The sequence below is a fragment of the Streptomyces sp. MB09-01 genome (assembly GCF_033794505.1).
Lineage (GTDB): Bacteria > Actinomycetota > Actinomycetes > Streptomycetales > Streptomycetaceae > Streptomyces.
This window is the reverse complement of sequence record NZ_JARAYQ010000351.1, coordinates 1-6,762: the sequence shown is the minus strand read 5'-3', so window position 1 is coordinate 6,762 and position 6,762 is coordinate 1. Positions and strand designations below refer to the sequence as shown.

The following is a 6,762-nucleotide window of genomic DNA, read 5'->3' as shown; positions in this document are numbered from 1 at the left end:
GCGGGGGGTGCCGGGGCGACGGCGGCCGCGGGAGCCGGCTCGTCCTCCACGGAGACCCCGAAGTCGGTGGCGATGCCGGCGAGGCCGTTCGCGTACCCCTGGCCGACCGCGCGCACCTTCCACACGCCGCCGCGCAGGTAGATCTCGACGACGACGAGCGCCGTCTCGGAACCCAGCTGCGGCGGGGTGAAGGAGGCGATCACGGCGCCGCCGTCGGCGTTGCGCACGGTGGCCGTGGGCTCGATGCCCTGGAAGCTCTGCCCGGCGGCGTCGGGGCTGGCCGTGACCACGATCCGCTCGATGCCCGGCGGCACCGCGCCGGTGTCCACCGTGATCGAGTCCGGCGCCGCACCGCCGCCGGACCGGTAGCTGACACCGGGGCCGGAGGGCTGGTTGAAGAAGATGAAGTCGGCGTCGGAGCGCACCTTGCCGTCGGCCGTCAGGAGCAGGGCCGATACGTCGAGCCGCACCGGCGCAGCCACGTCCACCGTCACGCGGACGGTGTTGAGCGGCAGGTTGGAACCAGGGGTCATAGCGGTCATGCCCGGAGAACGACCGGAGGGGCTTTGCCGTTCCCTTACCCTCGCGCGAGATTTCAGCGGTGGTTGCGGGGCTGGTTCCGCGCCGCGCGCTCGTTGCCGCACTTCCGCGAGCCGGTCCAGCAGGCCATGACCAGCTGCGCGTCGCCGGACTCCATTCTCGGCGAGGAACTTCTGCGCCCGGCCCCGCACGGGGTGGCGGCGGTGCGGGCAACGGGTTCAGGGGCGGGGTCCCGGCCTGGCACGTCCCGGCCTGGCCCAATCCTGGCCTGGCACGGTCCCGGCCGGGGCACCTCGCCGGGGCACCTCCCCGGGGAACGTCCCCGGGCACGTCCCGGCCGGGGCGGGGGCCCCGCCCCGGCCGGGGTACGGCCTTCGCTCAGACGCCCGTGACCCGGCGCGGCAGCCCCAGCGGGTTGGCCTCGCGCAGCTCCGCCGGAAGGAGCGCGTCCGGCACCGACTGGTAGGCCACCGGCCGCAGCCAGCGCTCGATCGCGGTCCCGCCCACCGAGGTGGAGTGCGAGGTGGCCGCCGGGTAGGGGCCGCCGTGGTGCTGGGCCGGGGCCACCGCGACCCCGGTCGGCCAGCCGTTGACCACGATCCGGCCCGCCAGCTGGGTGACCTGCCCGATCAGCTCTGCGGCCGGGCCCGGTGCGCCCTCCGTCTCGGCGGCCGACAGTTGCAGCGTGGCGCTCAGGTTGCCGGGGAGCCGGCCGAGCACCGCCCCCGCCTCGCCCTGGTCGGCGTACCGCACGACGACGGTGACAGGGCCGAAGCACTCCTCCAGGAGGAGGTCGTGGGCGCCGCCCGCGAGCAGGTCCTCGGCGCTCACGGTGAGGTAGCCGGCGCCGACGGTGTGCTCCCCGCCGGAGCCCGGGGTGACGGGCGCGTCGACGCCGGGCAGCCCGGCCCGCTCGCGCACCCCGGAGACGAAGTTGTCCCGCATCCGGTGGTCGAGCAGCACGCCGGGCTCGGTCTCCCCGAGCGCCTTGGTGAGCGCGCCGGTGAGGCGGTCGCCCGCCGAGCCCTCGGGCACCAGCACCAGGCCGGGCTTCACGCAGAACTGGCCGAGGCCGAGGGTGACCGAGCCCGCCAGCCCGGCGCCGATCTCCTCGGCGCGCTCGGCGGCGGCGGCCGGAGTGACCACGACGGGGTTGAGGGAGCCCAGCTCGCCGTGGAACGGGATCGGCACGGGCCGGGCGGCCGCCGCGTCGAACAGGGCTCGCCCGCCCCGGATGGAACCGGTGAATCCGGCGGCGGCCACCAGCGGGTGGCGGATCAGCTCCAGGCCGGCGTCGAACCCGTGGACCACGCTCACCACTTCGGCCGGGAGTCCGACGGCGACCGCCGCCCGGCGCAGCAGCGAGGCGCACAGTTCGGAGGTGGCGGGGTGGTCGGGGTGCGCCTTGACGACCACCGGGCAGCCGGCGGCCAGCGCGCTCGCGGTGTCCCCGCCGGGGACGGAGAAGGCGAGCGGGAAGTTGGAGGCGGCGTAGACCGCGACCACGCCGAGCGGGACCTTGTAGCGGCGCAGTTCGGGGCGTGGCGGGCTGAGGGAGGGGTCGGCGCGGTCGATCCGGATGTCGAGGTAGGCGCCCTCGTCGACGGCGTCGGCGAAGGCGCGCAGCTGGCCGGTGGTGCGCGCCAGTTCGCCGGTGAGCCGGCCCGGGCCGAGCGCCGTCTCGGCGTCTGCGGCCTCGATGACGTGGGCGGCGGCCTCGTCGAGCAGCGCGGCGGCGGCGCGCAGGAAGGCGGCGCGGACGGTGGCGTCGGCGAGCGGGCCGCGGGCCGCGTGGGCCGCCCGTACGGCTTCGGCCACCTCCTGGGACGTGGCCTCCACCGCAACCTGCTCGCGCTGCTTCCCGGTGCGGGGGTCCACACTCCAGACTGGTGTCGTTGTCATGGCCCACTGCCTCCTGGATCGTTCAGTATTCTGAACGCGGTTCCGGTGGATGAATGATCACATCTGCTGCGGACTCTATTTCCGCGTCCTCCGCGTGACAAGAGGCGACCAGAGGGGAAGCAGGCGTATGACGACGACCGAGTCGGGGATCCCGGTTGCGGCGGCGCCGGTCAAATCGGCGGTGCGGACCGTCCTGCTGCTGGAGCACTTCGCTGCGCGGCCGGGGCTGCACAGCCTGGCGGACATCCAGCACGACCTCGACCTGCCCAAGTCCAGCCTCTACATGCTGCTGCGCACGCTGGTGAACCTGGGGTGGGTGGAGACGGACGCGACGGGCACGCGGTACGGAATCGGCGTACGGGCCCTGCTGGTCGGAAGTTCGTACATCGACGGCGACGAGGTGGTCGCCGCCGCGCGGCCCACCCTGGACCGGCTCTCCGACGACACGACGGAGACCATCCACCTGGCGCGGATGGACGGGACGAGCGTGGTGTACCTCGCCACCCGGCAGTCCCAGCACTACCTGCGGCCCTTCACCCGGGTCGGGCGGCGACTGCCCGTGCACTCGACGGCGCTCGGCAAGGCGCTGCTGGCCACGCACACGGACGAAGAGGTACGGAGGCTGCTGCCGCGGCGGCTGGAAGCGGTCACCGAGCACACCATCACCGACCGGGAGCAGCTCGTCGAGGAGTTGGCGCTGGTGCGGGAGCAGGGGTACGCGGTGGACCGGGAGGAGAACACGCTCGGGCTGCGCTGCTTCGGGGCGGCGGTGCCGTACCGGACGCCGGCCCGGGACGCGGTGAGCTGCTCGGTGCCGGTGGCCCGGCTGACGGCGGGGCACGAACAGGTCATCAAGGCGGCGCTGTTCGAGGCGCGGGACCGGCTGTCGGTGGTCACGCGGCGCATGTGACGGGGCGGTGCGGGGGGTTCCTCCCCCGCGCGGGGGAGGAACCCCCCGCACCGCCCCGTCACATGCGCCGCGTGACCACCGACAGCCGGTCCCGCGCCTCGAACAGCGCCGCCTTGATGACCTGTTCGTGCCCCGCCGTCAGCCGGGCCACCGGCACCGAGCAGCTCACCGCGTCCCGGGCCGGCGTCCGGTACGGCACCGCCGCCCCGAAGCAGCGCAGCCCGAGCGTGTTCTCCTCCCGGTCCACCGCGTACCCCTGCTCCCGCACCAGCGCCAACTCCTCGACGAGCTGCTCCCGGTCGGTGATGGTGTGCTCGGTGACCGCTTCCAGCCGCCGCGGCAGCAGCCTCCGTACCTCTTCGTCCGTGTGCGTGGCCAGCAGCGCCTTGCCGAGCGCCGTCGAGTGCACGGGCAGTCGCCGCCCGACCCGGGTGAAGGGCCGCAGGTAGTGCTGGGACTGCCGGGTGGCGAGGTACACCACGCTCGTCCCGTCCATCCGCGCCAGGTGGATGGTCTCCGTCGTGTCGTCGGAGAGCCGGTCCAGGGTGGGCCGCGCGGCGGCGACCACCTCGTCGCCGTCGATGTACGAACTTCCGACCAGCAGGGCCCGTACGCCGATTCCGTACCGCGTGCCCGTCGCGTCCGTCTCCACCCACCCCAGGTTCACCAGCGTGCGCAGCAGCATGTAGAGGCTGGACTTGGGCAGGTCGAGGTCGTGCTGGATGTCCGCCAGGCTGTGCAGCCCCGGCCGCGCAGCGAAGTGCTCCAGCAGCAGGACGGTCCGCACCGCCGATTTGACCGGCGCCGCCGCAACCGGGATCCCCGACTCGGTCGTCGTCATACGCCTGCTTCCCCTCTGGTCGCCTCTTGTCACGCGGAGGACGCGGAAATAGAGTCCGCAGCAGATGTGATCATTCATCCACCGGAACCGCGTTCAGAATACTGAACGATCCAGGAGGCAGTGGGCCATGACAACGACACCAGTCTGGAGTGTGGACCCCCGCACCGGGAAGCAGCGCGAGCAGGTTGCGGTGGAGGCCACGTCCCAGGAGGTGGCCGAAGCCGTACGGGCGGCCCACGCGGCCCGCGGCCCGCTCGCCGACGCCACCGTCCGCGCCGCCTTCCTGCGCGCCGCCGCCGCGCTGCTCGACGAGGCCGCCGCCCACGTCATCGAGGCCGCAGACGCCGAGACGGCGCTCGGCCCGGGCCGGCTCACCGGCGAACTGGCGCGCACCACCGGCCAGCTGCGCGCCTTCGCCGACGCCGTCGACGAGGGCGCCTACCTCGACATCCGGATCGACCGCGCCGACCCCTCCCTCAGCCCGCCACGCCCCGAACTGCGCCGCTACAAGGTCCCGCTCGGCGTGGTCGCGGTCTACGCCGCCTCCAACTTCCCGCTCGCCTTCTCCGTCCCCGGCGGGGACACCGCGAGCGCGCTGGCCGCCGGCTGCCCGGTGGTCGTCAAGGCGCACCCCGACCACCCCGCCACCTCCGAACTGTGCGCCTCGCTGCTGCGCCGGGCGGCGGTCGCCGTCGGACTCCCGGCCGAAGTGGTGAGCGTGGTCCACGGGTTCGACGCCGGCCTGGAGCTGATCCGCCACCCGCTGGTGGCCGCCGCCGGATTCACCGGTTCCATCCGGGGCGGGCGAGCCCTGTTCGACGCGGCGGCCGCCCGGCCCGTGCCGATCCCGTTCCACGGCGAGCTGGGCTCCCTCAACCCCGTCGTGGTCACTCCGGCCGCCGCCGCCGAGCGCGCCGAGGAGATCGGCGCCGGGCTGGCGGGCTCGGTCACCCTCGGCCTCGGCCAGTTCTGCGTGAAGCCCGGCCTGGTGCTGGTGCCCGAGGGCTCGGCGGGCGACCGCCTCACCGGCGCGCTCACCAAGGCGCTCGGGGAGACCGAGCCCGGCGTGCTGCTCGACCACCGGATGCGGGACAACTTCGTCTCCGGGGTGCGCGAGCGGGCCGGGCTGCCCGGCGTCGACGCGCCCGTCACCCCGGGCTCCGGCGGGGAGCACACCGTCGGCGCCGGCTACCTCACCGTGAGCGCCGAGGACCTGCTCGCGGGCGGCGCCCACGACCTCCTCCTGGAGGAGTGCTTCGGCCCTGTCACCGTCGTCGTGCGGTACGCCGACCAGGGCGAGGCGGGGGCGGTGCTCGGCCGGCTCCCCGGCAACCTGAGCGCCACGCTGCAACTGTCGGCCGCCGAGACGGAGGGCGCACCGGGCCCGGCCGCAGAGCTGATCGGGCAGGTCACCCAGCTGGCGGGCCGGATCGTGGTCAACGGCTGGCCGACCGGGGTCGCGGTGGCCCCGGCCCAGCACCACGGCGGCCCCTACCCGGCGGCCACCTCGCACTCCACCTCGGTGGGCGGGACCGCGATCGAGCGCTGGCTGCGGCCGGTGGCCTACCAGTCGGTGCCGGACGCGCTCCTTCCGGCGGAGCTGCGCGAGGCCAACCCGCTGGGGCTGCCGCGCCGGGTCACGGGCGTCTGAGCGAAGGCCGTACCCCGGCCGGGGCGGGGCCCCCGCCCCGGCCGGGACGTGCCCGGGGACGTTCCCCGGGGAGGTGCCCCGGCGAGGTGCCCCGGCCGGGACCGTGCCAGGCCAGGATTGGGCCAGGCCGGGACGTGCCAGGCCGGGACCCCGCCCCTGAACCCGTTGCCCGCACCGCCGCCACCCCGTGCGGGGCCGGGCGCAGAAGTTCCTCGCCGAGAATGGAGTCCGGCGACGCGCAGCTGGTCATGGCCTGCTGGACCGGCTCGCGGAAGTGCGGCAACGAGCGCGCGGCGCGGAACCAGCCCCGCAACCACCGCTGAAATCTCGCGCGAGGGTAAGGGAACGGCAAAGCCCCTCCGGTCGTTCTCCGGGCATGACCGCTATGACCCCTGGTTCCAACCTGCCGCTCAACACCGTCCGCGTGACGGTGGACGTGGCTGCGCCGGTGCGGCTCGACGTATCGGCCCTGCTCCTGACGGCCGACGGCAAGGTGCGCTCCGACGCCGACTTCATCTTCTTCAACCAGCCCTCCGGCCCCGGTGTCAGCTACCGGTCCGGCGGCGGTGCGGCGCCGGACTCGATCACGGTGGACACCGGCGCGGTGCCGCCGGGCATCGAGCGGATCGTGGTCACGGCCAGCCCCGACGCCGCCGGGCAGAGCTTCCAGGGCATCGAGCCCACGGCCACCGTGCGCAACGCCGACGGCGGCGCCGTGATCGCCTCCTTCACCCCGCCGCAGCTGGGTTCCGAGACGGCGCTCGTCGTCGTCGAGATCTACCTGCGCGGCGGCGTGTGGAAGGTGCGCGCGGTCGGCCAGGGGTACGCGAACGGCCTCGCCGGCATCGCCACCGACTTCGGGGTCTCCGTGGAGGACGAGCCGGCTCCCGCGGCCGCCGTCGCCCCGGCACCCCCCGC

At 74.6% G+C, this 6,762-nt stretch carries 6 protein-coding genes; 3 read left to right on the top strand and 3 right to left on the bottom strand.

Annotated elements, in window-relative coordinates:
• On the bottom strand, window positions 1-542 hold a 542-nt coding region (locus PV721_RS39400; protein ID WP_319733079.1), incomplete at its 3' end, for a TerD family protein.
• A 376-nt stretch (window positions 543-918) separates the two neighbouring features.
• Window positions 919-2,442, bottom strand: coding sequence for an aldehyde dehydrogenase (NADP(+)) (locus PV721_RS39405; protein ID WP_319733081.1), 1,524 nt, complete (start codon window positions 2,440-2,442; stop codon window positions 919-921).
• A 127-nt stretch (window positions 2,443-2,569) separates the two neighbouring features.
• Here PV721_RS39405 and PV721_RS39410 point away from each other — a divergent pair, with 127 nt between their 5' ends.
• Window positions 2,570-3,352 (top strand): IclR family transcriptional regulator, encoded by a 783-nt coding sequence (locus PV721_RS39410; protein ID WP_319733083.1) that lies wholly within the window; start codon window positions 2,570-2,572, stop codon window positions 3,350-3,352.
• A 58-nt stretch (window positions 3,353-3,410) separates the two neighbouring features.
• Here PV721_RS39410 and PV721_RS39415 read toward each other — a convergent pair whose 3' ends face one another.
• Window positions 3,411-4,193, bottom strand: a complete 783-nt coding sequence (locus PV721_RS39415) for an IclR family transcriptional regulator (protein ID WP_319733083.1) — start codon at window positions 4,191-4,193, stop codon at window positions 3,411-3,413.
• Window positions 4,194-4,320: 127 nt separating this feature from the next.
• Here PV721_RS39415 and PV721_RS39420 point away from each other — a divergent pair, with 127 nt between their 5' ends.
• Together PV721_RS39420 and PV721_RS39425 are read left to right on the top strand one after the other, a co-directional pair.
• The gene (locus tag PV721_RS39420; RefSeq protein WP_319733081.1) at window positions 4,321-5,844 is read left to right on the top strand and encodes an aldehyde dehydrogenase (NADP(+)); all 1,524 of its coding nucleotides are present in this window, start codon (window positions 4,321-4,323) and stop codon (window positions 5,842-5,844) included.
• Window positions 5,845-6,220: 376 nt separating this feature from the next.
• On the top strand, window positions 6,221-6,762 hold a 542-nt coding region (locus PV721_RS39425), incomplete at its 3' end, for a TerD family protein (RefSeq protein ID WP_319733079.1).